Origin of the sequence: Agromyces atrinae (genome assembly GCF_013407835.1) — a bacterium.
In the GTDB taxonomy this organism is placed as follows: domain Bacteria; phylum Actinomycetota; class Actinomycetes; order Actinomycetales; family Microbacteriaceae; genus Agromyces; species Agromyces atrinae.
This window is the reverse complement of record NZ_JACCBI010000001.1, coordinates 2,233,307-2,257,066: the sequence shown is the minus strand read 5'-3', so window position 1 is coordinate 2,257,066 and position 23,760 is coordinate 2,233,307. Positions and strand designations below refer to the sequence as shown.

The window sequence follows — 23,760 nt, the reverse complement described above, 5'->3', positions numbered from 1 at the left end:
TCTTGTTTCGGATGAAATAGAATGGCTGCATGCTTCCTGACGTCGACCTCGACACCCCAGCGCTCAAGCCGTGCGCCGCGATCGACGATCCGTTCTCGTCGGACCTCACCTGGTTGGTGCATCGTGTCGAACGCTCATTGACCGGGGAGTTCGATGCTGCCTGCCGCGCGGTGGGCCTGAAAGACATGCGCGACACGCTTGTTCTCGCGGTTGCTGGCGATGGCGTGGCGCGCACCCAGATCGAGATCGCGCAGACGCTCGGCCTCGACAAGACGACGCTGGGCGCGATCATCGACCGACTCGAGGAGCGATCCTTCCTCGTCAGGGTCGTCGACCCGTCCAACAAGAGAGTTCGTCGTCCTCGCACCACCGACGCCGGTTACGAGATTCTCGACCGCGCATTGGCTGCTCGCGACGAGGCGGTCAACCAGAGCCTGCAGGGATTCACCACCGACGATATTGCGTCGTTGCGAACACTGCTATGGAGGGTCGCCACCCGCAGCGCCGAGGGGTAACAGGTCGATGAGATTGTCGTCCGTCTGAGTAGAATGGCGACCGGGAATATTCCGAGACGACAGGTCCGAGAGTTCCGCTCCCGCTGAGGTGTACTCGGCGGGGCAGCGAGAAGATCGGATTCGTATGTCCATTGCCACCCTAGTTCTCTTGGCGGCCGCCACTCTCTCCATCGGCCTCGTTGCCGGATACGTTCTCGGCTATGCCAACTCGGTGATGCCCGGACTGCGGCACGCCGACGACCGCGTTTTTGTCTCCGCCAATCAGCACATCAACGAGGCCGTTCACAATCCCGTCTTCATGGCTTTGTCGAACATCGGGCCTGCGGCTCTTCTCGCTGCGACGATTGTGCAGTTCTTCGCGTTCGACGGATGGCTCGTGCTGGTACTGACCCTCCTGAGCCTTGTGCTCTATGGGGTGACTCTTGTGCTCACGCTGGGTATCAACGTGCCGATGAACAACCGCCTCATCGCCCTCGGTGATATCCATGATGCAGCTCAACTTGCAGAGGCGCGTGCCCAGTTCGAGAAGCCCTGGACGCTGATGAACACAGCGCGCACATGGACGACGTCCTTCTCGGCGATAGCTGCCCTTGTTGCGGTAGTGCTGGTCGCCGCGGCCTAAGAGCTGAGAGTCACAGCCTCTTCGCCGCCCGGGCTCAGTCGCGCGAGAGCGCGGCGTGAGTGATCAGCGAGAGGTCTTCATTGACGCCGTGGTGGGTGGCCGTGATGCCGTCGATGCCGAACGACTGCAGGCGACCCGTGTGGAACTCGACGTAGCGGTCGGCCGCCGCCCGGTCGGTGAACAGGTAGACGCCGCCGGCGGTGCCGGCCGCTGCATCCTCGGTCCAGACCTTCCAGATGATGCCCTCCTGCTGCGCGATGTCGAGCGCGAGTTCGCCGAAGGCAGCGGCGGCGTCGCCCCCGAAGGGGCCGGCGGAAGGGAAGTCGAAGACGACGAGGTGGGCCATGAGTAGTCCTTTCGGGTGGTTCGTCTCAACCTAGTAATCCGGTGTTCCCGGAGCGGTTTTGTGAACGGATGTTTCGCCGCAGCCGGGCCACGGCCGGGCCGCGGCCGGTGCCGTGTCGCACGAGGTGCGAACGTAGGCTTGCACGGTGGACACCGTCACACCCCGAGCGCTCACCCCGCGCGAGCGCGGCGCGCTCGAGGCGCTGATCGGTTGGGGAACGACGAACGATGGGCCGGTCACGAGTGCTGATCGCGCCCGTTGGCTCACGCAGGCCGCCGGCACGTGGGCAGGGGATGCCTGCGGGTGCGGCACCTGTCCCACCATCGAGCTCACGGATGCCGCGGGCGCGACCCCGCGCTCAGCGTAACGGCGGGTGGTGCTCGACGCGTGGTCAGAGGGAGCGATGCTGATGCTCTTCATCGACGACGATCGCCTTAGCTACCTCGAACTTGCTCCGACGGAACCTGACGGTAGCTTCGCCGAGTTTCCGTCGACCGACGCGATCGTGACGTAGAGCGGCAACCCGCGCGTCGCGTTACGGGCGAAGGCTGCTCAGAACCCAGGTCATCGCGAAGATGACGAAGGTGAGAATCACAAAGAGCCAATCGGTCACGATGAGGAACGCGAGGCGGCGGCCGCGCGGTCGGGCGTCGTCGCGTGCCTCGAGCGGCTCGACGATCTCGTCGGCGTCTCGGCTTCGGAGGGTCACGATGGTTCCCACGATCGACATCACGACGAGCGCGCTCAGCGTGCCGATCATGAGTGGGAGCGCCGAGATCACCAGCCAGGCGTCGGCGGGGGATGACGGTGAGAAGAGTGTCGCCAGTGCGCCCGAGCCACCCGCGACGAGCACGAGGATCACGGGGAACCATCGCAGCCGGAGCACCGATCGCGGATAGAACGAGAACATCACCGTCAGCAGGATCGGAACCGCGAGAAGGAGCGCCTGCGGCACCGACAGCAGCAGGAGGTCGTCGTTGAAGAACGCCGTGCTCGCGAGCGAGAAGACGAGGAACGCGAAGAGCCCGAGCACCGGGAGGAACACGGTCTTCAGCGCCTGCTGCCGAATGCCCATCACCGGTAGTGCGAGTGAGGCCGCGTACTGCCGGGCGGGGCCGAACTCCTCCTCGGCGCTCTGCCCCGAGTCGGCCATCAGCTCGCGCACGCTCGCGACGGCATCGCCGATCACCGCGCCGGGCACACGCCGCATGCGTAGTTCGAGGGTGAAGAGGTCGATCCAGGTGTCGTTGTTCATCGTGGTCTTCATGACAGTCGTCCTCACTGCTCGCGTCGGGTCAGGTAGTCGTTGCTGGTCGTGCTGAAGCGCGACCATTCGTCTCGCACTCGATCGAGTTCGCGCCGCCCGAGGTCGGTGAGCGCGAAGTACTTGCGCCCGGGGCCCGCTTCGCCGGGGCGCCACTCGACCGTGACGAGGCCGGCCGACTCATACCGGGTCAGCAGCGGGTAGAGCGTGCCGCCCTTGACGGTGCCCAGCCCGTTCGCCTCGAGGTCGGTGATGATCGCGTAGCCGTACGACGGCCCGCGCTCGAGCGCGCGCAGGGTGAAAGCGCCGAGCATCGCCCGCATCCAGTCGCTCGGCCACGCGGCCGCGCCCTCCGGCTGTTCTGTCTCCATAACTAGATTGTCTGTCTATCTAGTAAGGGTGTCAAGTGTGCGTCACCCTGTGCACGGATGCTGCGAAAACGGATGACACCCCGCCCGCGTCATCCGCCGCACCGCGTGTCGCCGTGATTCGCAGCATCCGCGCACGCGGCTCGCGCATCGACGGGTGCGGGATGACGCGCGCGCGCCAGATCGCAGATGGCTGACGGATAAGGAGATCCGGCCCGACACGCCGCCCTGCGTCATCCGCCGCGCCGCGTGTGCCCCACGATCTCCTTATCCGCCGCCCTGCGCCGCGAGCCCGCGGCACCGTCAGACGACGCCCGACACTCCGAGTAGCGATCCGATCGCGAAGGTCGCGACGAGTGCGAGCGCACCGCCGATGACGACGCGAAGGGTCGAACGCAGTGGCGGACTACCGCCGATCCTCGCGCTCGTGTAGCCCGTCGCCGCGAGGGCGAGCAGCACGACGACGAACGTCACCGGAACCCGCACGTCGGCCGGTGGGAGCAGGATCGCGAGCAGCGGCAGCAGCGCACCGACGGTGAATGCGAGGGCCGACGCGCCCGCGGCGGCGAGAGGGCTGACGACGCTGTCCTCGGTGATGCCGAGCTCTGTCTCGAGGTGCGCGGCGAGCGCGTCGTGCGCGGTGAGCTCGGCGGCGACCTGTCGTGCGGTGTCGGGAGTCAGCCCCTTCGCCTCGTAGAGCCCGGCCAACTCGGCGAGTTCGATCTCGGGCATCTCGTCGAGTTCGCGCTTCTCCTTCGCGATGAGTGCGCGCTGGCTGTCGCTCTGGCTGCTCACCGAGACGTACTCGCCGAGCGCCATCGAGATGGCGCCTCCGACGAGGCCCGCGATTCCGGCCGCCAGGATCGGTGCCGATTCGGCCGTCGCGCCGGCGACACCGACGACGAGCGAAGCGACCGACACGATGCCGTCGTTCGCACCGAGCACCCCGGCTCGGAGCCAGTTCAGGCGCCCCGAGAGGTCGCCGCGGTGGGGTTCGCCCGGGTGGATGCCGGAGGCTGTCGTCTCGCTCATGCGCTCATGCAACCACTCGCGGTCGCCGTTGGCTATGCCGGGTTGCCCGCGGTCGACTCGGCGGAACACGCGTGTGACGCAGCGTGCGCCGCGTGAGAAGGGTTCGACGGATAAGGAGATCGGGCCCGACATGCCGCCCTGCGTCATCCGCCGCGCCGTGCGCGCCCCGTGATCTCCTTATCCGCCGCCGCGAGGGGGCGGGAAAGGAGAGGGGGAGGAGCGGCGGATGACGCGAGGAGACCTATCCCCGCGCGGCGAGAGCCTCCACGACGGCAGCCGTCACGGCTGCGCTCGACTGCGGGTTCTGGCCCGAGATGAGGTTGCCGTCGATGACGACGTGACTCGACCACGCGGGGCCCGACTGGATGATCGCGCCGGCCTTCCGCAATTCGTCCTCGACGAACCACGGGGTGTTCTCGCCCGTGCCGCCCTGGCGCTCCTCGTCGTCGGTGAAGACCGTGAGTCGACGGCCAGCGAAGGTGAAACCGGAGTCGGTGCGGGTCGACAGCAGCGCCGCGGGCCCGTGGCAGAACGGAGCGATGATGGTTCCCGCGTCATCCGCCGCCTTCAGGATGCTCGCGGTGACGTCGTCGAAGGCGAGGTCGGTCATGGGGCCGTGACCGCCGGGGATCACGACGGCGTCGAAGCCGCCCGGGTGCACGTCGGCGAGCACGGTCGGCACGGCGAGCACATCGTCGATCGACACGAGGTAGCTCGTGAGCTCGGCGGTCTTCTCCCCGGCTGTGCTCTCGGCGAGGCTTCCCGCGTCGACCGTGGGGCGCACGCCTCCGGGCGTCGCGAGTGTGATCGTGTGGCCCGCGCGCGTCAGGTCGCGGTGTGCGACGACGAGTTCCTCGGCCCAGAACCCCGTCGGGTGCTCGGTGCCGTCGGCGAGGGTGAGCGAGTTCGCTCCCGTCACGATCATCAGGATGTGGCTCATCGGGTTCTCCTCCATGTGCTGTCTTCCGACCGGACGGGTGTCGCCTCTGCGTCGGAGGAGCTACACGATAGCGCCCCCATCCGAGAGGGGGCACTGACAGTGCCTGGAACCGGTGCTGTCGGCGTGGTCGACTAGAGTTCGGAGGCCGTGATCCGCCGGCCCTGAACTCCCGAGGACACCCATGAAGACTGTCAACGCCTACGCCGCGCCATCGGCCACCGAACCGCTCATCCCGACGACGATCGAACGACGGGACGTCGGCCCCCGCGACGTCCTCATCGAGATCGCCTACGCGGGCATCTGCCACTCCGACATCCACACCGTGCGCGGTGAATGGGGCCCCGTCGCGTACCCGCTCGTCGTCGGTCACGAGATCGTCGGTGTCGTGACGGATGTCGGCTCGGAGGTCACCCTGCACGCGGTCGGCGACCGGGTGGGCGTCGGCTGCATGGTCAACTCGTGCCGCGAGTGCGCCAACTGCCTCGCCGGTGCTGAGCAGTACTGCCTGAAGGGCAACATCGGCACCTACGCCGCGACCGACCTCGACGGCATCATCACGCAGGGCGGCTACTCGACCCACGTGGTCGTCGTCGAAGACTTCGTCGTGAAGGTTCCCGAGGCCATCCCCTACGAGGCTGCAGCCCCGATCCTCTGCGCGGGAGTGACGACCTACTCGCCGCTCGTGCACTGGAAGGTCGGCCCGGGCTCGCGCGTCGCCGTCGTCGGTCTCGGCGGCCTCGGCCACATGGCCGTGAAGATCGCCCACGCGATGGGTGCCCACGTGACGGTGCTCTCGCAGACGCTCAGCAAGGCGGACGACGGTCGCCGATTCGGCGCCGAAGCCTACTTCGCGACGAGCGACCCCGAGACGTTCTCGACGCTCGCGAGCTCGTTCGACCTCATCGTCAACACCGTGAGCGCGCCGATCGACCTCGACGCGTACCTGTCGCTCCTCGCGCTCGACGGCACGATGGTCAACGTCGGGGCTCCGCCCGAGGCGCTGCCCGTGCACATCTTCACGCTCTTCGGCAACCGCCGCTCGTTCGCGGGCTCGGGCATCGGCAGCATCGCCGAGACGCAGGCGGTGCTCGACTTCTGCGCCGAGCACGGCATCGCACCCGAGGTCGAGGTCATCGACGCGAGCCAGATCAACGAGGCCTACGAGCGCGTGCTCGCCTCCGACGTGCGGTACCGCTTCGTCATCGATTCGAGCACCCTGAGCTGAGCCGTTCGGGCCGTCGGGTGCTGGTGCGCTCGGCGGCGCGGTGTCGGCTGCCCGGCTCCGCTGCGCGGCGCTGCCCGATTAGTGACGCCGCGCCGCTACGTGCGCGGAACGCTGATGCGGCCGTGCGAGAGCAGTCGCGCGACGCCGCCGAGGGGGATCGACTCCCAATCGGGGCGATTGCGGTGCTCATAGACCGCTTCGTAGATCGCCTTATCGAGCTCGAACGCGTCGAGGAGCACGCGGTTCGCCCGCAGGTCGTTGCCCGAGACGCGGATGTATCCGTCGAGGAACGCCTTGCGCGCTCGGCTCGCCCACTGCCGCAGGTGCGGCGCCGAGTGGGATGCCGACGTCAGCGCGAGAGAACCGGCGACGTAGTCGAACGAACGCAGCATGCCGGCGACGTCGCGGTGCACGAGGTCGGGCTGGTCGCGTTCGGTCATGGGCCGCAGCGGCTCGCCCTCGAAGTCGAGGAGCACCCAGCCGCGGTCGGGGGCGAAGAGCACCTGGCCCAGGTGGTAGTCGCCGTGGATGCGCTGCAGGTCCGACCAGGGCACGCGCACCGCCGCGGCGTGCACCCGCTCGATTCCGGCCCGGTACTCGCCGAGAGCCGGTACCTCGGCGACGCACGCGTCGAGACGCCGCGCCCAGAGCGCGGCGCGCTCCTCGAGATCAACGGCATCGGGTCGGCGGGTGGGGAGCACGCGCGCGAGGGTCTGGTGCACGAGAGCCGTCGTCGCACCGAGGCTGCGCGCACTGTCGACGAAGTCGACCTCGCTTTCGGCGGCGACGAGCGCGACGCGCCATGCGTCGGGCGCTCCGTCGAGGAACTCCTGCGCGAACACGAGGTGACCGTCGGCTCGTCCCGATGCCCGGCCGACGTCATCCCACTCGCCGCGGATGTCTCCGACGCTGAGCGGCACGTGCGGGGAACCCGCCTCGGCGAGCGCCGACTGCAGCACGACGTCGGGGTTGTCGCCATGGTGCAACTGTCGGTAGACCTTGGCGATGACGGGAACGCCCGTCGCGAACTCGAAGATGATCGACGTGTTCGACTGCTCTCCGGCGAGGACGTGCGCCGTGACATCCTCAGGCCGGGGGATCGGGCGTCCCTCGTCGGCCGGCGAGTGCCGACCGGTGGCGGCGACGCCGAGCGGGATCGCATCGCGCTCGCCGAGGATCATGCTGATGAGCGCGTACGTCCAGACGGGGTCGTGGACGCCGTCGATGAGGAACTCGCCCGAGTGCAGCTGGCCGATGACACGTGAGCCGAAGAGAGGCGACGGCCGGCGCACGACGGGAATCTGGTAGAGCACCGCGGGCTCGGGTGCGTCATCCATCACGAGCAGCGACGACGCGCTGACACCCGGCTCGGTGACGCCCGGCAGCTCCCACTCGCCGAGCAGGCGAAGCGACGGATGCCGCCCTTTGCCGGCGAACCAGCGCTGCCCCGAGATCCACTCGGAGACGAGCGCCAACGTGCTGTTCATACTGCGACCGTAAGGCACGCCGCGCCGCCGCGGAACATCTGCGGGCGGGGAGTTTCGCCGTGTGGCGCCGAGCGGCCGGGCGTCACGTCGTGACGACGACGTTGCGGGGCTCGTCGCCCGCGAGCATGAGCTCGATCTGCGAGCGCAGAAGCGCCGCCATGCGGGGCATCATCGCGTTCGAATCGCCGCCCACGTGGGGGCTGATGAGCAGGTTCGGCGCGCTCCACAGGGGGTGGCCGGTCGGCAGCGGTTCGGGGTCGGTGACGTCGAGGGCGGCGCGCAGGCGACCCGAGGTGAGCTCGGCGAGGAGTGCGTCGGTGTCGACGACGGGCCCGCGCGCGATGTTCACGAGCAGGGCGCCGTCGGGCATCGCCGCGAGGAACTCGGCGTCGACCATGCCGCGCGTCTCGGGCGAGAGCGGCACGCCGATGACGACGATGTCAGCTGTCGGAAGCAGCTCGGGCAGTTCGTCGAAGGCGTGCACGTGGCCGCGCTCGTCGTCGCGCGCGGTGCGACCGGAGCGCACGACGTTCGTCTCGAACGGCAGGAGGCGGTCTTCGATCGCGTTGCCGACACCGCCGACGCCGACGAGGAGCACGGTGCGGTCGGCGAGGCTCGCGTGCCGCGACGGTCGCCATTCGCCCGCGTCGCCCGCGCGCACGAAGCCGGGGATGCCGCGCTGCACGGCGAGGATGAGGGCGAGCGTGAGCTCGGCGGTCGACGTCTCGTGCACGCTCGACGCGTTCGCATAGACATGACCGGCGGGCAGGATGCCGGCGATGCCGTCGTAGCCGATCGACTGCCCCTGCACGAGGCCCGTCGAGACGCCCTCGAGGATTCCGAGCTTGTCGGCGAGGCCCATATAGGGCGGCACGACGATGTCGATATGCGCCGCGGGCGGCGGGGTCTCGAGGTCCCACACGACGACGTCGACGCCGTCGGGCGGAGTGCCGAGAGCATCGAAGAGGGTCTGGCCGGGCACGGTCACGAGAAGGCGGTCGCTCATCGCTCCATCCTCCCGCACTCGGGCTAGGCTCCCCTCTCATGGGCGCCCATTCGAACGACATTCTCATCGGCAGCTATACCGAACGGATGCCGCACGTCGACGGCCGCGGCTACGGCATCTCGCACGTGGCGTTCGACCCGGCAACCGGTGAGCTCGGCGACGTGAAGCCGCTCGCGGCGACGATCAACCCGTCGTACCTCGCCGTCAACCGCGCCGGCACGCTCGTCGCCGCGGCGCTCGAGGTCGGCGAGTACGACGGAGTCGCCGGGGGAGCAGTCGCCCTCTACCGCCGCGACCCGGCTTCGGGTGCGCTGACACTTCTCGCGACGCAGTCGACGGGCGGGGCCGATGCGTGCCACGTCGCCTTCGCCGCCGACGAGTCGTTCGTCGTCGCAGCGAACTACAGCGGCGGGTCGATCGCGGTCTTCCCGCTCGACGACTCTGTTCTCGGGGCACGCTCGGCGCTCGTGCAGCACGCCGGCTCGGGCCCGAACAGCGATCGGCAGGAGGGCCCGCACGCCCACCAGGTCGTCGTCGACCCCGTCACGGGGAACGTGCTCGTCGCCGACCTCGGCCTCGACGCCGTGTTCGTCTACGCGGTCTCGGCGGGCGGCGCTGTGGTCGAACGGCAGCGCCTCGCACTCAACCCCGGGTCGGGTCCACGCCACCTCGCGTTCGCGGAGGACGGCGGCGAGTTCGTCGTCGTCGGCGAGCTCGACGGCACGGTCACGCGCGTGCGTCGAGCGGATGACGCGTTCGTCGTCGGCGAGACCGTGCGGGCGGCGGTCGTCGGCACGAGCCAGCCCGCCGCCGTACGTTTCTCGGGCGACCGCGTGCTCGTCGCGAACCGCGGCGTCGATGTCGTGTCGACGCTCGGGGTCGCGGACGACTTCGCCCTCATCGCCGATGCGCCCGTCGCGGGGCGCACGCCGCGAGAGTTCATCGTGAGCGCCGACGGTCGCTTCGTGATCGTCGCGAGCCAGGACGACGACCTCATCGTGAGCTACGCGTACGACCGCGAGACCGGTGCGCTCGCCGAGGTGTCGCGCGCGGTGACCGAGAGTCCCGTCGCGCTCGTTCTCGCGTAGTTCCTTCGGGCGCGGGATGTGCCGCGCCCGCGTCATCCGTCAGCGGCCGGCGATGATCGCGTTGTCGAGCTCGTCGGCGTCGACGCCGGGGCGCGTGCCCTGGTTCGTGAGCAGCACGTAGGCGACGCCCGCGCTCGGGTGCACCCAGAACTCGGTGCCCGACCATCCGCCGTGGCCGAAGACGTCGCGGTCGATGAGGCCCGGCGCGCGGCTGCGGAGGTTCCAGGCGAAGCCCCAGTCCTGACCGCGTTCGGCGGGATACGGCTCGAGCCGCGGGATGTCGCCCGTGAGCGGCCGCAGCATCATGGCCGCCGTCGCGGGGTGCACGACGGTGCCGTCGTTGCGGAGCAGCGCCGTGCCGAGGGCGAGGAGGTCGGCGGCTCGTCCGATCGCGCCGGCACCGGGATGACGGAGGCGGGCCATCGCCGCGATGTCGAGGCCGTTCGCCTCGGCGTCGACGACGGTGTGCGGATCGGTCGACTCGTCGAACGTGAAGGTCGCGCCGATGTCGTCGCCGAGCGCTGCGAGCCCGGCCTCCCAGGTCTCGCCTGTGGCGTGCTCGATGAGCGCCGCGACGCCGTCGAACGCGACGGACGAGTAGCGCGAGGCCGCGCCCGCTGCGAAGTCTCGGCTCGGCTTCAGCAGCTCGGTACGGAGGTCGGCGACGTCGAGCGCGGGCTCGCGCACGCCCGACGTGTGGCTCACGAGGTGCGAGAGGCGCACGATGTCGTCACGGTTCGCGCCGAAGTCGTGCAGCGCCGTCGTGAGCGGAGTCTGGGGGGTCAGGAGGCCGCGTTCGATCGCGCGCAGGGCGACGAGGCCGGTGAGCGGCTTCGTGATCGAGAACAGCCGGTAGTGGTCTTCGGTGCGGGCCGGGCGGCCGCTCGTCGCGCCGAAGGCGTCGAGCGCGACCGTGCCCTCGGCCGTCGCGATGCCGAGCACGGCGGTCGGCAGGCGACCCTCGGTCACGGTGCGGCGGGCCCAGTCGAAAGCAGCGGAGTACGCGGTCATGGGTTCAGCCTAGGGGTCGGCGGGGCGCACGGGTAAGGGCTTTCCGGGCGGCGTTGGGGCGGGTGGTGGTGCGCGGCGGTGTGATGGTGCGCCGGTGCAGGGTATGCGTTCGTAGGGGAAACGCGGCTCTGTAGGGGATGACGCGCGCCACCGCCCTACACACCGCGAAAGTTCCTACAAACCGGGGTGCGGTTCTGGTCGGGTGGCGTGCACCGCGTCGGGTGGCGTGCTCCGCGTCATCCCTCGCGGTTTGCCGGAACTTCGCCGATGCGACGGACGGTCCTCGCGAAACGCTCCTCCGCGTCGCCGAAGTTCCGGCGAACGACGCCGCGGGACGGGCGTTCGTAGGGGAAACGCGGCTCTGTAGGGGATGGCGCGCGCGACCGCCCTACACACCGCGAAAGTTCCTACAAACCGGTGCCCGGAGCGGAGCGGATGTGCCCGAAGCGGAGCGGGGCGGACCGGAGCGGAGCGGCGCCGCGCGGCGCGCCGGCCTCAGGCGCGCGGGGCGAAGCGGCGCGGCGCGAACGCCTGCGCGACGAGGGCACGGAGCGCCTCGAGGTCGCCCTCGACGAAGCCCTGCGCGCGCGCCTGCACGAGCACGTTGCCGATCGCGGTCGCCTCGACGGGGCCCGCGAGCACGGGCAGCCCCGAGCGGTCGGCGGTCACCTGGCAGAGCAGCTCGTTGAGCGATCCGCCTCCGACGATGTGGATCGACTCGACCGTGCGTCCCGACAGCTCGGCCGCGGTGTGCACGGCATCCGCGAACGCCTGCGCGAGCGACTCGACGATGCTCCGCGCGAACTCGGCGTGCGAGGTCGGCACCGGGGCGCCGTTCTCGCGGCACCACTCCGCAATGCGCTCGGGCATGTCGCCGGGCGCGATGAACCGCGGATCGTTGGCATCGAAGACGGCGACGGGCGCCGTGACATCCGCCGCGGCTGCGAGCAGCGTGGGCAGGTCGATCGTGTCGCCGCCCCGCTCCCACGTGCGCACCGACTCCGAGAGCAGCCAGAGTCCCATGACGTTGTGGAGGAACCGCACCCGCCCGTCGACGCCGCCCTCGTTGGTGAAGTTGGCTTCGCGCGCGGCATCCGTCAGTACGGGGGTCTCGAGCTCGACGCCGACGAGCCCCCACGTGCCGCACGAGATGTACGCGGCCGACTCGGCCTGCATGGGAACGGCGACGACGGCCGAGGCCGTGTCGTGCGACCCGACGGCGACGACGTCGATCGCGCGATCCGTGCCGAGCTCGCGCCGGGCGTAGGGCAGCAGCGAACCGACGCGCTCGCCCGCACCGACGAGGCGGGGCAGGATGCCGGTCGGGATGCCGAGGCGGGAGGCGAGTTCGGTGTCCCACTCACCCGTCGATACGTCGAGCAGGCCCGTCGTCGAGGCGTTCGTGCGCTCGGCGACCGACTCTCCCGTGAGGAAGTACCCGATTAGGTCGGGCACGAGGAGCATCATGTCGGCGAGGTCGAGCATCCCGCCGTGCTTCTCGGCGGCGAGCTGGTAGACGGTGTTGAACGGCAGGAACTGCAGGCCGTTGCGGCGGTAGAGCTCGTCGAAGGGAACGACCGCGTGGGTCGCCTCGACGCCCGCCGCCGACCGCTCGTCGCGGTAGTGGAACGGGGTGCCGAGCATCCGCCCGCCGCGGAACAGGCCGTAGTCGACCGCCCACGAATCGATGCCGATCGAGGCGATCTGCGGCTCGGTGCGCACCGCCTCGGTGAGGCCGCCGACGACGCCGCGGTAGAGACCGAGGAGGTCCCAGTGCAGGCCGTTGACCGTCTCGACCGGGCGGTTCGGGAAGCGGCCGACCGTCTCGAGATCGAGTTCGTTCGCGCCGACGCGCCCGACGATGACCCGGCCGCTCGTGGCGCCCAGGTCGACCGCGGCGACCGCTCCCGTACTCATCGGAGGAACGCCGCTGCGACGCCCGCGTCGACGGGGATGTGGAGGCCGGTCGTGTGGCTGAGCTCGGGGCCCGTCAGCACGATGACCGCGTTCGCGACGTGGTCGGGAAGCACCTCGCGCTTGAGGATGGTGCGCTGCGCGTAGAACGCGCCGAGGTCCTGCTCGTCGATGCCGTAGGTCTTCGCGCGGTTCGCACCCCAGCCGGAGGCGAAGATGCCCGAGCCGCGCACGACGCCGTCGGGGTTGATCCCGTTGACCTTCACGCCGTGCTCGCCGAGCTCGACCGCGAGGAGGCGCACCTGGTGTGCCTGGTCGGCCTTCGTCGCCGAGTACGCGATGTTGTTGGGGCCCGCGAACACCGAGTTCTTCGAGGAGATGTAGATGATGTCGCCGCCGAGGCCCTGGTCGATGAGCACGCGCGCGGCGGCCTTCGACACGAGGAACGAGCCCTTCGCCATGACGTCGTGCTGGAGGTCCCAGTCGGCCTCGGTGGTCTCGAGGAGCGGCTTCGAGAGCGAGAGGCCCGCGTTGTTGACGATGAGGTCGAGCCCGCCGAACGCGAGGACGGCGTCGTCGATCGCGGCCTGCACGGCCGCGGCATCCGTCACGTTGGCCTGAACGCCCACCGCGACATCCGTGTTGCCGAGCTCGGCAGCGGCGGCCTGGGCCTTCTCGAGGTCGAGGTCGGCGATGACGACGCACGCGCCCTCGGCCACGAGACGCGTCGCGATGGCCTTGCCGATGCCCGAAGCGGCGCCCGTGACGAGTGCGACGCGCGTGGCGTGCGACTTCGGCTTCGGCATGCGCTGGAGCTTGGCCTCTTCGAGAGCCCAGTACTCGATGTCGAACTTCTCGGCGTCGCTGATGGGCGCGTAGGTCGAGAGCGACTCGGCGCCGCGCATGACGTTGATGGCGTTGATGTAGAACTCGCCCGCGACGCGAGCGGTCTGCTTGTTGGCGCCGTACGAGAACATTCCGACACCGGGGATGAGCACGATGAGCGGGTCGGCGCCGCGGATCGCGGGGCTCTCGGGCGTCGCGTGCGCGTCGTAGTAGGCCTGGTAGTCGGCACGGTACGCCTCGTGCAGTTCCTTGAGTCGGGCGATCGAGTCATCGATGGAGGCATCGGCGGGCAGGTCGAGCACGAGCGGCTTGACCTTCGTGCGCAGGAAGTGGTCGGGGCAGCTCGTGCCGAGGGCCGCGAGGCGGGGGTGCTCGCTCGCGCTCAGGAAGTCGAGCACCTCGGGGGCGTCGGTGAAGTGACCGACGACGGGGCGGTCGTGGCTCGCGATGCCGCGGATCGTCGCGGCGAGGGCGGCGGCCTTCGCGCGGCGCTCAGCCTCGGGGAGGGCGCCGTAACCGTCGAGAGGGGTTCCGAACGGGTCGGCCGCGCCGTGCTCGGCGATGTAGTCGGTTGCGGTGTCGATGATCCAGAGCGAGTTCTTCTCGCTCTCCTCGCTCGTGTCGCCCCACGCCGTGATTCCGTGGCCACCGAGGATGCAGCCGATGGCCTGCGGGTTCGCGTCCTTGATGGCGGCGATGTCGAGGCCGAGCTGGAATCCGGGGCGACGCCACGGCACCCAGACGACTTTGTCGCCGAAGATCTTCGTCGTGAGTTCTTCGCCGTCGGCCGCGGTCGCGATGGCGATGCCCGAGTCGGGGTGGAGGTGATCGACGTGCGCGGCGTCGACGAGGCCGTGCATGGCGGTGTCGATCGAGGGGGCTGCGCCGCCCTTGCCGTGGAGGGCGTAGTCGAAGGCCGCGACCATCTCGTCTTCGCGGTCGACGCCGGGGTAGACGTTCTTCAGCGCGCGCATGCGGTCGAGGCGCAGCACGGCGAGGCCCTGCTCGGTGAGCGTTCCGAGGTCGCCGCCCGAGCCCTTGACCCAGAGCAGTTCGACGGGCTCGCCTGTGACCGGGTCGGTCTCGGTGCCCTTGGCCGACGTGTTGCCGCCCGCGTAGTTCGTGTTCTTGGGGTCGGCGCCGAGTCGGTTCGATCGAGCGATGAGCTCTGCGGCGGTCTGGTTCGTCATCGGGGCCTTCCCACGGTTGTGTTGCGTCTTGTTAACTTCCCAGAATCTAACAGGGGCGGTGTCGCCGGTCAAGAACCTCTCGCGCCCGTCATCCGCTGTTCACCCGCCCGTGCGCGCCTTCCCTGCCAGTCTCGGCGTCACGACACGCTGGGTAAAGCGCGAGTTTCCAGCGTGTCGTGACGCCGAGACGGGGGATCGTGGGGTGGGACGAGCGGCCGAGGGCGCTGCGCGCGTCAGAGGAGGTCGGTGAGGGGGCGGAAGGGCGCGAGGCGCTCGTCGGCCGGGTCGAGATCGGTGATCATGACGTCGATCGTCGACCAGTCGAGGGCGTGGGCGAGCGCGCGGCGACCGAGCTTCGACGAGTCGATGAGCAGCACCGTCTCGTCGGCGACGGCAGCGAAATCGAGCTTCACCTGGGCTTCGTCGAGCGAGACCTCGCTCGTTCCCGTCGCGGGGTCGACGGCCGACGCCGATGTGAAGAAGCGCTCGTATCCGAGGCTGCGCGCGGCGCGGCCGGCGACGGGGCCGACGTAGCTTCCCGAGCTCTCGTCGAGCTCGCCTCCGACGAAGATCGAACGGATGCCGGACGAGCGCCGCGCCGCTGCCGCATTGTCGAACGAGTTCGTCGCGATGACGAGGCCGTCGGCGTCGTCGATGAGGGAGATGAGCATGCCGCTCGTCGACGACGCATCGAACGCGACGGCGCCCGAGCGCGGCACGAGGGCGAGGGCCTTGCGGGCGATCACGGTCTTCGCGGGCGACCGGGTCTGCACGCGCTCGCCGAAGGTGCGCGGCGCGATGACCGAGACGGCGCCGCCACGTACGCGGCGCAGCAGGCCTTCGGCTTCGAGGCCTTCGAGGTCGCGGCGCACGGTCATGGCCGAGACGGCGAGGGCGTCGGCGGCCGACTCGAGTCGCACCGAGCCGTGCTGCTCGAGGATCTCGAGCAAGCGTGCACGGCGCTCCGATGCGAGTAGCGCTGCCATCCGTCCTCCTTCGTCCGGGCCAGCGTAGCGGCGAGCGGTGTGTGGCATCGGCACGCGGCATCCGGTCGAGGGGTCGATCCGCAGGGGTGCGAGCGCCCGCGCACCCCGAGCGATCGACCTTTCGGCGAGACCTGGGTGAGGAGGGAGAGCGGCGAGCGCGCCCCGTACAATGCGTGGGAGACGCCCGCGCTGTTCGCCGGCGTCGTCAGCAATCGAGGGGGAGCGCGGTGACGATCGTCGGCATCCGTGACGTCGCCGAGCGCGCCGGAGTCTCGCTCAGCACCGTGTCGAACGTGCTCAATCGCCCCGAGCGCGTGTCGCCCGAGCTGCAGGAGCGCGTGCGCGAAGCCGTCGCCACCCTCGGTTACGTGCCGAACGCCGCGGCGAGTCAGCTGCGCGCCGGTCGCAGCCACACGATCGGCATGGCCGTCATCAACATCACGAACCCGTTCTTCGCGGATGTCGTGCTCGGCGCCGAGCAGGGCGCCGACGCTGCGGGGCTCTCGGTGATCGTCGGCAACACCTACGACTCCGATGCGAAGCAGAAGGGCTACCTCGGCATCTTCGAGCGCCAACACCTCGACGGAGTGCTCGTCGCCCCGCTCGGCAGCGACCGTGCGCCGCTCGAGCGGCTCATCGGACGCGGCATCCCGGTCGTGCTCGTCGATCGCGTCGACGATCTCGGCGTCATCTCGTCGGTGTCGCTCGACGACGTCGCGGGTGGGCGGCTCGCCGCCGAGCACCTCATCGGGCTCGGGCGCACTCACCTGTGCTTCGTGGGCGGTCGCGAGTCGCTTCCGCAGATGCGTGATCGTCTGCGCGGCTTCCGCGAGGCGATCGAGGATGCCGGCGGCGTGCGTCTCACCGTGATCGACACCGTGACTCTCAACACGGGCCTCGGGCGGTCGATCGGCGAGTCGCTCGTGGCGCTTCCCGTCGAGGAGCGGCCCGACGCGGTGTTCTCGGGCAACGACGTCGCGGCGCTCGGGCTGCTGCAGGCATTCGTGCACGCCGGGCTCGACGTTCCGGGCGACATCGCGCTCATCGGCTACGACGACATCGAGTTCGCGTCGGCCGCCGTCGTGCCGCTCACGTCGATCCGCCAGCCGGCCCACGAGATGGGGATGCGGGCGGCCGAACTGCTCGTCGCGCGCATCGGCGGGGCGACGACGGAGTACGAGTCGATCGTGTTCCAGCCCGAGCTCATCGCTCGGGCGTCGACGGTGGGGGCATAGGGCGGATCGCCTGTCTGACGTGCGGCGTCGGGTCGCGCCTGCCCGGGGCGCGCCCGCTGGCGTCGGGTCGCTTCGTCGAATCGGCGGAGTGCCGTTCCCGCGCGCGAGTGCCGAACGTGCGGTACTCCCATGCAGGTGCGGCACTCCTGCGAGGAGGAACTCGAGAAGCCCGACGCGGAAAACGGTTGCCCTGTTAGGCTCAGAAAAACGTTCCACAGCCGGTGGGGTGCTACGCGCCCGGCCACCCCAGGAGTTCGATGATGCACTACGGCGGCGACTACAACCCCGAGCAATGGCCCGAAGAGGTGTGGCCCGACGACGTCATCCGTATGCAGGAGGCGGGGGTCACGATGGTGAGCCTCGGTATCTTCTCGTGGGCGCGCATCCAGCCCGCCGAGGGCGTCTTCGACTGGGGCTGGCTCGACCGCATCATCGACCTGCTGCATGCGGGCGGCATCGCCGTCGACCTCGCCACGGCGACCGCATCCCCGCCGCCGTGGGCGACGACGGCGTACCCCGAGATGCTGCCGCAGCTCGCCGACGGCACGATCCTGTGGCCGGGCAGTCGTCAGGCGTTCGCGCCGAGCTCGCCGGTGTACCGACGCCTCGCGAGCGAGCTCGTCACGGCCCTCGTCGAGCGCTACAAGGACCACCCCGCCGTGGTCATGTGGCACGTCAACAACGAGTACGGATGCCACGTCAACTACGACTACTCCGACAACGCGCGTGACGCGTTCCGGGTCTGGCTGCGCGGCCGCTACGGCTCGATCGACGCGCTCAACGCCGCGTGGGGCACCGCGTTCTGGTCGCAGATCTACACCGACTTCGACCAGATCGTGCCGCCGCGGTCGATGCCGTACAGCCCGAATCCCGCGAGCGTGCTCGACTTCAAGCGCTTCACGAGCGACACCCTGCTCGAGCTCTTCCTCATGGAGAAGGCGATCATCCGCGGCGCGGGCGCGACCCAGCCCGTGACCACGAACTTCATGGGCGCCTTCCCGCCCGCCGACTACTGGCGCTGGGCGGCCGAGATGGATGTCATCTCCGACGACTCGTACCCCGACCCGAACGACCCCGAGTCGTTCCGCGCGTCGGCGTTCGCGCGCGACCTCATGCGCAGCTTCAAGCCCGACACCCCGTGGATCCTCATGGAACAGGCGTCGAACGCGCTCAACTGGCGACCGACCAACGCTCCGAAGGCCCCCGGCCAGATGGCCGCGATCAGCATGCAGGCCGTGGCTCGCGGTGCCGACGGCATCCTCTTTTTCCAATGGCGGCAGTCGAAGCGCGGGAGCGAGAAGTTCCATTCGGCGATGCTGCCGCACGCCGGAACCCGAACGCGCACGTGGCGCGAGATCACGGGCCTCGGTGCCGAGCTCGCGGCCCTCCCGCCGCTGCCCGCCGGTTCGCGCGACGCTCGCGTGGCGCTCGTCTTCGACTGGCAGAACTGGTGGGCGATCGAGAACCGCGACCACCCCATCGCGCTCGACTACCCGGCGCTCGTGCAGCGCTGGTACGCGGCGATGCATGCCCTCCACATCCAGGTCGACATCGTGCACCCGGGCTCCGATCTCAGCGGATACCGCGTCGTCGTCGCGCCCGAGCTGTACCTCCTCGACGAGGCCGGCGCCGCGAATCTTCGGGCCTTCGCCGAGGGCGGGGGGCACCTGCTCGTGACGGCGTTCTCCGACGTCGTCGACGAGCACGACGCCTTCCGCGACGGCGGATTCCTGACCCAGCTCGGCTCGACACTCGGCGTCTGGATCGAGGACTTCGGCGCGCTCGTTCCGCCCGCGGGTGGCGCGTCGTCGGGTGACTCGGCGGGCGCGACCGGTCACGGGCCGGCGTCGTCGCACGGCCCCGGCCAGGTCTACTCGCCGTTCGAGCTCGACGGCGTCACCGTGCAGGGAACGCTGCTCGCCGAGGAGGTGCACGCCGACGACGCCGACGTGCTCGCGGCATACACGTCGGGTCGGCGCGCAGGCGACGCCGCGTTCACGCGACGCTCGGCGGGTGCCGGCACGGCCTACTACCTCGGCACGATTCCGGATGCCGCGGGGGCCCGCACTGTCATCCGTCATGTTCTGGACGCCGCGGGTGTCGCGCCCGTGCTCTCCGATCTCCCCGAGCGCGTCGAGGCCGTGCGCCGCGGCGACGTTCTCGTCGTCATCAACCACGGCGCGACCGCGACGATCGACCTGCCGGCGGGTGAGCTGCTCGCCGGCGAACGTCGTGAGGCCGGCCCCGTCACCCTCGAACCGTTCGATTACCTCCTCCTCCGCCTCGATCAGGAAGCGACACCCGCATGAAGTACACCCGCCTCGGCCGCTCGGGCTTGAACGTCAGCCGCATCTGCCTCGGAACCATGAACTTCGGACCGGTTATCGATGAACATGCCTCGATCGGCATACTCGATGCCGCAGTCGCCGCGGGCGTCAACTTCATCGACACCGCCGACGTCTACGGCGGCCCGCCGTGGGGCCCGTACAACGGCCAGACCGAAGAGATCGTGGGGCGCTGGATCGAGTCGGGCGGCTCCGCGCGACGCGAGAGCATCGTGCTCGCGACCAAGGTGCACGGCACGATGGGCGATGGGCCGAACGAACGCGGGCTCTCGGCGCTGCACATCCGCCAGGGTGTCGAGGCGTCGTTGCGTCGCCTCAAGACCGACTACATCGACCTCTACCAGATGCACCACATCGACCGTGCGGTGCCGGTCGACGAAGTGCTCGAAGCATTCAGCCTGCTGAAGCAGCAGGGCAAGATCGTCTACCTCGGCTCGTCGAACTTCGCGGGTTGGAACATCGCGCAGTACCAGGAGCTCTCGCGCATCGCCGGGTCGACCGGACTCGTCAGCGAGCAGTCGCTCTACAACCTCGCGCAGCGCACGCTCGAACTCGAAGTCATCCCGGCGGCCGAGCACTACGGCCTCGGCATCCTGCCCTGGTCTCCGCTCGGCGGCGGCATCCTCGGCGGAGTGCTCGCGAAGGCCGACCGCTCGCGCTCGGCCGGAGCCGTCGAGAAGCTCGGCGATCGCCTGCCGCAGGTGGAGCGGTACGAGGCGTTCGCGGCGCGACTCGGTCACGGTGCGGGCGACCTCGCGCTCGCGTGGCTGCTGCACCAGCCGGCCGTCGCCGCCCCGATCGTCGGCCCTCGCACGCTCGACCAGCTCGAAGGCGGGCTGCGCGCGCTCGAGATCGACCTCACCGACGCCGACCTCGCCGAGCTCGACGAGATCTGGCCCGGCCCCGGTGGCGCGGCCCCCGAGGCCTACGCCTGGTAGTTCGATCTCGACTGTGAGTTGCCGCTTTCGGCCCGTGTGGGGCGCGTTGCACGGGCCGATTCTGGCAACTCGCGGATGACGGTTTGCGCGCGCTCTCGGGTGCGTGTTGCCAACGATGGTGGGTGTGAGGCGCCGTCGACCCGCCACGAGTGGCAACATGCCGTGCGCGCGCCACGCTCGCGTCCGCGTGACGGGGTGAGTTGCCACTTGTGGCCCGTGTGGGGCGTGTCGCACGGGCCGATTCTGGCAACTCGCGGATGACGGGGCGGGGCGGATGACGCAGAGAAGGCCTCACGGAGGGCGTGTCGGTGGTTGCTGAGATGATCTCAGCATGTCCGAAGCAGTGAGAATCGTCGAAGGCCGGGAGGTCCACCCCGGCGATGTACTCGTGAGCGCGCAGGGTTCAGGCTTCACCGTCACGAAGACGAAGCGCGTGGGTCGTGGCATCCGCGTGTTCTACGAGCGCCCCGACGGCGGCGCGGCGTACATCACGGTCGCGCCCGACTCCAAGGCGCGCGTCGCCCGCGTGCGCGGCATCATCGGCGAGTAGCGCCCGCCCTCGGCATCCGTTGCGCGCTCGCGCACGCTCGCGCTCGTGCGAGCCCCGGCGTGCGCGAGGTCGTCCGCTGCGCGCGGCGTGCGCCCGCAGCGGCGCGGAGGAGTGCCGCTAGCGCGGGGGAGTGCCGATCGAGTGGCACTCGGGCGCAGGAACGGTACTCCGGCGGGGGATGAGGGGGATGAGAGGGATGAGGGGGATGAGTGGGATGAGGGGGATGAGGGGGATGAGGGGGATGGGTGCTGGATGCCTGACGCGGTGCCCGTCGTCGCGCGCGCATGGCGCGGCGGAGTGCCGCTAGCGCGGGGGAGTGCCGGTGGAGCGGCACTCGGGCGCGCGAGCGGCACTCCGGCGATCAGAAGGTGGCGATCCAGTCGGTGACGCGGGCGATGGTCCGGGCGGCCGCCGGCTGCTCCGGGCGGTTGAGGTGGCCGTGCTCGGTGCCGGGCTCCAGGGAGATCTGCACCGGAACTCCTGCGGCGCCGAGTGTGCGCGCGAAGTCCTCGGCCGAGACGCGCAGCTCGTCGGCCTCGCCGGTCACGATGAGTACGGGCGGCAGCGAGCGCACGTCGTCGGCCGTTGCGAGACCGGGCACGGCGAACACGGGAGCGCCGTCGACGGGGCCGCCGAGGTACCCCTCGTACATGGTGCGCACCGCGTCCGGGCCGAAGCGGTCGGCCTCGGGGTTCGCGTCGAGCAGGGCGCGGAGCGACTCCGAGGGCGCGGACTGCACCGCGTGCAGCGTCGGATACGCGAGGAACAGCGCGCGGGGCGCAGCAGCGGTCGCCGCGACGCGCAGCGCGACACCCGCGGCGAGGTTGCCTCCCGCGCTCGCTCCGGCGAGCACGATGCGGTCGGGGTCGATGCCGAGGGATGCCGCGTGCGCACGCGTCCACGCGAGCGCGGCCTCGACATCATCGGAGGGCACGGGGTAGTGCACGCTCGGCGAGGCCAACCGGTAGTCGACCGAGATCACGTGGATGCCGCGCGACGCGAACGCCCGAGCGACCCAGTCGGCCTCGGGCATGTCGAGGTCGCCCCACTGGAACCCTCCGCCATGCGCCCAGACCACACCCGCGGAACCGGAACCGGAACCGGCACCGGCCCGGGCACCGGAACCCCCGGCTCCCGCGTCATCCGCCCGGTACACCCTCACCGGTACCGGGCCGTGCGGGCCCGGTACCGTGAGGTCGTCGATGCGCAGGGTCACGCGCCCCAGCCGGCCTGGGTGCCGCCGACGCGCTCTTCGGCGATCGTCGCGAGATAGCCCGAGGCGGCGAAGGCGGCCATGGGGTCGCCCGCGAGGCCGCGCGATTCGCGCCACTCGGCGAGGGCCGGGCGCACGTCGGTGTAGAAGGCGTCCATGAAGACGGCGTTCGCGGCGAGCACGTCGCCCGACTTCTGCGCGATGCTCAGTGCGGCGGTGTCGACGAGCAGGGCGCGCGCCGTCATCTCCTGCACGTTCAGCACCGAGCGGATCTGGCCGGGGATCTTGTCCTCGACGTTGTGGCACTGGTCGAGCATGAACGCGACATCCGGGTTGCCGTAGCCGCCACCGCGGATGACCTCGTAGATGATGCGGAACAGCTGGAACGGGTCGGCCGCGCCGACGATGAGGTCGTCGTCGGCGTAGAAGCGCGAGTTGAAGTCGAACGAGCCAAGCTTGCCGAGGCGCAGCAGCTGCATGACGATGAACTCGATGTTCGTGCCGGGCGCGTGGTGGCCGGTGTCGAGGCAGACGAGCGCCTTGTCGCCGAGGGCGGCGACCTGCACGTAGCTCGTTCCCCAGTCGGGAACATCGGTGTGGTAGAACGACGGCTCGAAGAACTTGTACTCGAGCACGAGGCGCTGGTCGTCGCCGATGTGCGCGTAGATCTCCTGCAGCGACTCCTGCAGGCGGTCCTGGCGTCCGCGGATGTCGGCCTGGCCGGGGTAGTTCGAGCCCTCGGCGAGCCAGATCTTGAGGTCACGCGAACCGGTCTGGTTCATGATCTCGATGCACTCGAGGTGGTGGTCGATGGCCTTGCGGCGAACGGCGGGGTCTTCGTTCGTGAGGGCGCCGAACTTGTAGTCGTCGTCCTGGAACGTGTTCGAGTTGATCGTGCCGAGCTCGACGCCGTGATCCTGCGCGAAGCGGCGCAGCTCGGAGTAGTCGGAGACCTTGTCCCACGGGATGTGCAGGGCGACGCTCGGGGCGAGCTTCGTGTACTTCTGCACCTGCGCGGCATCCGCGATCTTCTCGAAGGGGTCGCGGGGCGTGCCCGGCGTGCCGTAGACCTTGAAGCGCGTGCCGGAGTTGCCGAACGCCCACGAGGGCAGCTCGATGGCCTGCTTCTCGAGCTCGGCGAGGATGTCGGTGCTGAGTGTCGTCACGAGTCGCTGCTTTCTGCTGTGTCGCCGAGGCCGGCGAGCTGGTGTTCGAGGTTGAAGACTTCGGAGAGGGTGATCGCCGACTGGTCGGGGCGTCCGCCGGGGGCGACGAAGAACTCGCCCATCTCGGCCTCCCATGCCGCTGTGCGCGGGTCGTCGGCGAGGCGCCGCTGCGACTCCGCGTCGGAGTCGGTCTCGTAGTAGCCGACGAGGAGGCCGGACTCATCGAGGAACAGCGAGTAGTTGCGGCGGCCGGAGTCGGCGATCGCGCGGAGCATCTCGGGCCACACGGCGGCGTGGCGTTCGCGATACTCGGCGAGCCGGTCGGGCTTCACCTGGAGGCGGAAACAGACACGCTCAGGTGTCGGTGGGCTCGTCATCGAGTCGAGTCTCCTTGTTCGGGCGGTCGGGGTCGATCGCCAGGATGGAATCCACACAGAAGTGAATCGTTTCATTATAGGCTGAGCGTGCCGGGA

24 protein-coding genes are annotated in these 23,760 nt (G+C 69.8%); 10 read left to right on the top strand and 14 right to left on the bottom strand.

All coding sequences use genetic code 11. From position 1 onward, the window contains the following. Positions 1–29 precede the first annotated feature (29 nt). Both BJ972_RS10505 and BJ972_RS10500 read left to right on the top strand, forming a co-directional pair. A complete protein-coding gene (locus BJ972_RS10505) occupies positions 30–515 on the top strand; it encodes a MarR family winged helix-turn-helix transcriptional regulator (protein WP_129172491.1) in 486 nt (161 codons plus the stop codon). A gap of 124 nt (positions 516–639) precedes the next feature. Beyond that, positions 640–1,137 carry an anthrone oxygenase family protein gene (locus BJ972_RS10500; RefSeq protein WP_129172492.1) on the top strand — a complete coding sequence of 166 codons (498 nt, stop codon included), beginning with the start codon at positions 640–642 and terminating at the stop codon, positions 1,135–1,137. Between the two features lie 34 nt (positions 1,138–1,171). Here BJ972_RS10500 and BJ972_RS10495 read toward each other — a convergent pair whose 3' ends face one another. Then, positions 1,172–1,483 (bottom strand): monooxygenase, encoded by a 312-nt coding sequence (locus BJ972_RS10495; protein ID WP_129172493.1) that lies wholly within the window; start codon positions 1,481–1,483, stop codon positions 1,172–1,174. Positions 1,484–1,628: 145 nt separating this feature from the next. Between BJ972_RS10495 and BJ972_RS10490 the strand changes: the two genes are divergently transcribed. After that, positions 1,629–1,850 carry a hypothetical protein gene (locus BJ972_RS10490; protein ID WP_129172494.1) on the top strand — a complete coding sequence of 74 codons (222 nt, stop codon included), beginning with the start codon at positions 1,629–1,631 and terminating at the stop codon, positions 1,848–1,850. 6 nt (positions 1,851–1,856) lie between these two features. Further along, complete coding sequence (locus tag BJ972_RS10485; RefSeq protein WP_164989867.1) at positions 1,857–1,997, top strand: hypothetical protein; 141 nt, start codon at positions 1,857–1,859, stop codon at positions 1,995–1,997. 21 nt (positions 1,998–2,018) lie between these two features. Here BJ972_RS10485 and BJ972_RS10480 read toward each other — a convergent pair whose 3' ends face one another. The 4 genes from BJ972_RS10480 to BJ972_RS10465 all read right to left on the bottom strand — a co-directional run bounded on the left by BJ972_RS10480 (position 2,019) and on the right by BJ972_RS10465 (position 5,087). Beyond that, positions 2,019–2,750, bottom strand: a complete 732-nt coding sequence (locus tag BJ972_RS10480) for a hypothetical protein (protein ID WP_129172495.1) — start codon at positions 2,748–2,750, stop codon at positions 2,019–2,021. An 11-nt stretch (positions 2,751–2,761) separates the two neighbouring features. After that, a complete protein-coding gene (locus tag BJ972_RS10475; RefSeq protein WP_129172496.1) occupies positions 2,762–3,118 on the bottom strand; it encodes a PadR family transcriptional regulator in 357 nt (118 codons plus the stop codon). A gap of 300 nt (positions 3,119–3,418) precedes the next feature. Further along, positions 3,419–4,147 carry a VIT1/CCC1 transporter family protein gene (locus BJ972_RS10470; RefSeq protein ID WP_129172497.1) on the bottom strand — a complete coding sequence of 243 codons (729 nt, stop codon included), beginning with the start codon at positions 4,145–4,147 and terminating at the stop codon, positions 3,419–3,421. Positions 4,148–4,388: 241 nt separating this feature from the next. Continuing rightward, positions 4,389–5,087, bottom strand: a complete 699-nt coding sequence (locus BJ972_RS10465; protein ID WP_129172498.1) for a type 1 glutamine amidotransferase domain-containing protein — start codon at positions 5,085–5,087, stop codon at positions 4,389–4,391. Between the two features lie 181 nt (positions 5,088–5,268). Here BJ972_RS10465 and BJ972_RS10460 point away from each other — a divergent pair, with 181 nt between their 5' ends. Next, positions 5,269–6,312: an NAD(P)-dependent alcohol dehydrogenase gene (locus BJ972_RS10460; protein ID WP_129172499.1), complete on the top strand. Its 1,044-nt coding sequence runs from the start codon at positions 5,269–5,271 to the stop codon at positions 6,310–6,312. A gap of 95 nt (positions 6,313–6,407) precedes the next feature. Here BJ972_RS10460 and BJ972_RS10455 read toward each other — a convergent pair whose 3' ends face one another. Both BJ972_RS10455 and BJ972_RS10450 read right to left on the bottom strand, forming a co-directional pair. Then, a complete protein-coding gene (locus BJ972_RS10455) occupies positions 6,408–7,799 on the bottom strand; it encodes a maltokinase N-terminal cap-like domain-containing protein (RefSeq protein WP_129172500.1) in 1,392 nt (463 codons plus the stop codon). Between the two features lie 82 nt (positions 7,800–7,881). Then, on the bottom strand, positions 7,882–8,805 hold the full coding sequence (locus tag BJ972_RS10450) for a 2-hydroxyacid dehydrogenase (protein WP_129172501.1): 924 nt from the start codon (positions 8,803–8,805) through the stop codon (positions 7,882–7,884). Positions 8,806–8,843: 38 nt separating this feature from the next. On the opposite strand from BJ972_RS10450, the gene BJ972_RS10445 reads away from it, so the two are divergent. Next, positions 8,844–9,893, top strand: a complete 1,050-nt coding sequence (locus BJ972_RS10445; RefSeq protein WP_129172502.1) for a lactonase family protein — start codon at positions 8,844–8,846, stop codon at positions 9,891–9,893. 39 nt (positions 9,894–9,932) lie between these two features. Here the strand turns inward: BJ972_RS10445 and BJ972_RS10440 are convergent, their stop codons facing one another. From BJ972_RS10440 to BJ972_RS10425, 4 genes are all read right to left on the bottom strand, one after another. Beyond that, entirely contained in the window at positions 9,933–10,904 is a 972-nt protein-coding gene (locus tag BJ972_RS10440; protein WP_129172503.1) for a serine hydrolase domain-containing protein, read from the bottom strand. A 495-nt stretch (positions 10,905–11,399) separates the two neighbouring features. After that, positions 11,400–12,821 carry a rhamnulokinase gene (locus BJ972_RS10435; protein ID WP_129172504.1) on the bottom strand — a complete coding sequence of 474 codons (1,422 nt, stop codon included), beginning with the start codon at positions 12,819–12,821 and terminating at the stop codon, positions 11,400–11,402. Next, complete coding sequence (locus BJ972_RS10430) at positions 12,818–14,854, bottom strand: bifunctional aldolase/short-chain dehydrogenase (RefSeq protein WP_129172505.1); 2,037 nt, start codon at positions 14,852–14,854, stop codon at positions 12,818–12,820. The genes BJ972_RS10435 and BJ972_RS10430 overlap by 4 nt, the downstream gene beginning before the upstream one ends. A gap of 233 nt (positions 14,855–15,087) precedes the next feature. Continuing rightward, positions 15,088–15,840, bottom strand: coding sequence for a DeoR/GlpR family DNA-binding transcription regulator (locus tag BJ972_RS10425; RefSeq protein WP_129172506.1), 753 nt, complete (start codon positions 15,838–15,840; stop codon positions 15,088–15,090). Positions 15,841–16,067: 227 nt separating this feature from the next. Between BJ972_RS10425 and BJ972_RS10420 the strand changes: the two genes are divergently transcribed. The 4 genes from BJ972_RS10420 (at position 16,068) to BJ972_RS10405 (ending at position 20,908) form a co-directional block, all read left to right on the top strand. Continuing rightward, positions 16,068–17,075, top strand: a complete 1,008-nt coding sequence (locus tag BJ972_RS10420) for a LacI family DNA-binding transcriptional regulator (RefSeq protein ID WP_241830701.1) — start codon at positions 16,068–16,070, stop codon at positions 17,073–17,075. Positions 17,076–17,332: 257 nt separating this feature from the next. Then, positions 17,333–19,384, top strand: a complete 2,052-nt coding sequence (locus BJ972_RS10415; protein WP_179419943.1) for a beta-galactosidase — start codon at positions 17,333–17,335, stop codon at positions 19,382–19,384. Then, complete coding sequence (locus tag BJ972_RS10410) at positions 19,381–20,358, top strand: aldo/keto reductase (protein ID WP_129172508.1); 978 nt, start codon at positions 19,381–19,383, stop codon at positions 20,356–20,358. The genes BJ972_RS10415 and BJ972_RS10410 overlap by 4 nt, the downstream gene beginning before the upstream one ends. Positions 20,359–20,689: 331 nt before the next feature. Beyond that, positions 20,690–20,908, top strand: a complete 219-nt coding sequence (locus tag BJ972_RS10405) for a hypothetical protein (protein WP_129172509.1) — start codon at positions 20,690–20,692, stop codon at positions 20,906–20,908. A 361-nt stretch (positions 20,909–21,269) separates the two neighbouring features. On the opposite strand, the gene BJ972_RS10400 is transcribed toward BJ972_RS10405, so the two are convergent. From BJ972_RS10400 to BJ972_RS10390, 3 genes are read right to left on the bottom strand one after another with little or no spacing between them, the layout of a single operon-like run. After that, the gene (locus BJ972_RS10400) at positions 21,270–22,124 is read right to left on the bottom strand and encodes an alpha/beta hydrolase (protein WP_241830702.1); all 855 of its coding nucleotides are present in this window, start codon (positions 22,122–22,124) and stop codon (positions 21,270–21,272) included. Next, positions 22,121–23,287: an L-rhamnose isomerase gene (gene rhaI / locus BJ972_RS10395; RefSeq protein ID WP_129172511.1), complete on the bottom strand. Its 1,167-nt coding sequence runs from the start codon at positions 23,285–23,287 to the stop codon at positions 22,121–22,123. The genes BJ972_RS10400 and rhaI overlap by 4 nt, the downstream gene beginning before the upstream one ends. Then, complete coding sequence (locus tag BJ972_RS10390; RefSeq protein ID WP_129172512.1) at positions 23,284–23,664, bottom strand: L-rhamnose mutarotase; 381 nt, start codon at positions 23,662–23,664, stop codon at positions 23,284–23,286. Before BJ972_RS10390 ends, rhaI begins: the two co-directional genes overlap by 4 nt. Positions 23,665–23,760: the final 96 nt, after the last annotated feature.

What these genes read in the sequence shown, in the direction of transcription:
- BJ972_RS10505 (WP_129172491.1), top strand. Translation starts at nt 30, where the DNA reads ATGCTTCCTGACGTCGACCTCGACACCCCAGCGCTCAAGCCGTGCGCC.
- BJ972_RS10500 (WP_129172492.1), top strand. Translation starts at nt 640, where the DNA reads ATGTCCATTGCCACCCTAGTTCTCTTGGCGGCCGCCACTCTCTCCATC.
- BJ972_RS10495 (WP_129172493.1), bottom strand. Translation starts at nt 1,483, where the DNA reads ATGGCCCACCTCGTCGTCTTCGACTTCCCTTCCGCCGGCCCCTTCGGG.
- BJ972_RS10480 (WP_129172495.1), bottom strand. Translation starts at nt 2,750, where the DNA reads ATGAAGACCACGATGAACAACGACACCTGGATCGACCTCTTCACCCTC.
- BJ972_RS10475 (WP_129172496.1), bottom strand. Translation starts at nt 3,118, where the DNA reads ATGGAGACAGAACAGCCGGAGGGCGCGGCCGCGTGGCCGAGCGACTGG.
- BJ972_RS10470 (WP_129172497.1), bottom strand. Translation starts at nt 4,147, where the DNA reads ATGAGCGAGACGACAGCCTCCGGCATCCACCCGGGCGAACCCCACCGC.
- BJ972_RS10465 (WP_129172498.1), bottom strand. Translation starts at nt 5,087, where the DNA reads ATGAGCCACATCCTGATGATCGTGACGGGAGCGAACTCGCTCACCCTC.
- BJ972_RS10460 (WP_129172499.1), top strand. Translation starts at nt 5,269, where the DNA reads ATGAAGACTGTCAACGCCTACGCCGCGCCATCGGCCACCGAACCGCTC.
- BJ972_RS10455 (WP_129172500.1), bottom strand. Translation starts at nt 7,799, where the DNA reads ATGAACAGCACGTTGGCGCTCGTCTCCGAGTGGATCTCGGGGCAGCGC.
- BJ972_RS10450 (WP_129172501.1), bottom strand. Translation starts at nt 8,805, where the DNA reads ATGAGCGACCGCCTTCTCGTGACCGTGCCCGGCCAGACCCTCTTCGAT.
- BJ972_RS10445 (WP_129172502.1), top strand. Translation starts at nt 8,844, where the DNA reads ATGGGCGCCCATTCGAACGACATTCTCATCGGCAGCTATACCGAACGG.
- BJ972_RS10440 (WP_129172503.1), bottom strand. Translation starts at nt 10,904, where the DNA reads ATGACCGCGTACTCCGCTGCTTTCGACTGGGCCCGCCGCACCGTGACC.
- BJ972_RS10435 (WP_129172504.1), bottom strand. Translation starts at nt 12,821, where the DNA reads ATGAGTACGGGAGCGGTCGCCGCGGTCGACCTGGGCGCCACGAGCGGC.
- BJ972_RS10430 (WP_129172505.1), bottom strand. Translation starts at nt 14,854, where the DNA reads ATGACGAACCAGACCGCCGCAGAGCTCATCGCTCGATCGAACCGACTC.
- BJ972_RS10425 (WP_129172506.1), bottom strand. Translation starts at nt 15,840, where the DNA reads ATGGCAGCGCTACTCGCATCGGAGCGCCGTGCACGCTTGCTCGAGATC.
- BJ972_RS10415 (WP_179419943.1), top strand. Translation starts at nt 17,333, where the DNA reads ATGATGCACTACGGCGGCGACTACAACCCCGAGCAATGGCCCGAAGAG.
- BJ972_RS10410 (WP_129172508.1), top strand. Translation starts at nt 19,381, where the DNA reads ATGAAGTACACCCGCCTCGGCCGCTCGGGCTTGAACGTCAGCCGCATC.
- BJ972_RS10405 (WP_129172509.1), top strand. Translation starts at nt 20,690, where the DNA reads ATGTCCGAAGCAGTGAGAATCGTCGAAGGCCGGGAGGTCCACCCCGGC.
- BJ972_RS10390 (WP_129172512.1), bottom strand. Translation starts at nt 23,664, where the DNA reads ATGACGAGCCCACCGACACCTGAGCGTGTCTGTTTCCGCCTCCAGGTG.